The 645-nt window shown below is 67.1% G+C and carries 2 pseudogenes; both read left to right on the top strand.

Annotated elements, in window-relative coordinates:
* Positions 1-293 (top strand): annotated as a pseudogene (locus BST27_RS30745) (hypothetical protein); the annotation flags it as partial.
* Positions 290-645 (top strand): annotated as a pseudogene (locus BST27_RS30750) (IS3-like element IS1141 family transposase); the annotation flags it as partial. The pseudogenes BST27_RS30745 and BST27_RS30750, both read left to right, overlap by 4 nt.

A 645-nucleotide genomic window follows, 5' to 3' on the forward strand; every position in this document is an offset into this window, starting at 1 on the left:
CGCCTGATGGTGAGAAAGGCGCGGTGCTCCGCCGCGAGGGGCTGTATTCCAGCCACATTGTGGAGTGGCGACGAGCCCGTGACGCCGGAGCGTTGGCGGGGCTGGCTGCCCCACGCGGACGCAAGCGGCGTGACCCGCAGGCCGAGCGGATCGCCCAGCTGGAAGCCGAGAAGCAGCGACTGGAGCAGGAGCTGGCCAAGACCCGCTTCGTGGTGGATGTGCAGGCAAAACTGCACGCGCTCTTGGAGACTCTCTCCGAGAGCGCGGATACCGATCCGAGGTCGACATCGTGACCGATGACGCCGTCGTCGAGCTGACACCGCATCTGGGTGTGCGGGGCGCCTGCGATGTAGTGGGTTGCTCGCAGGCCGGCTATTACCGCCGACACCGGCAAAGCCCACCGTCAGTACCGAAAACGCCTATCCCGCAACGAGACCGAGTCCAGCCGCGGGCGCTGAGCCACGCCGAGCAACAGGCTATTCTCGACACGCTGCATAGCGACCGGTTCGTCGACCTCGCCCCGGCTGAGGTGTGGGCGACGCTGCTTGATGAAGGCATCTACCTCGGTTCGATCTCCACGTTCTACCGGCTGCTGCGCCGGGCCGGAGAGAGCCGAGAACGCCGCCGCCAAGCCACCCACCCGGC

Origin of the sequence: Mycobacterium intermedium, from assembly GCF_002086275.1 — a bacterium.
GTDB lineage: Bacteria > Actinomycetota > Actinomycetes > Mycobacteriales > Mycobacteriaceae > Mycobacterium > Mycobacterium intermedium.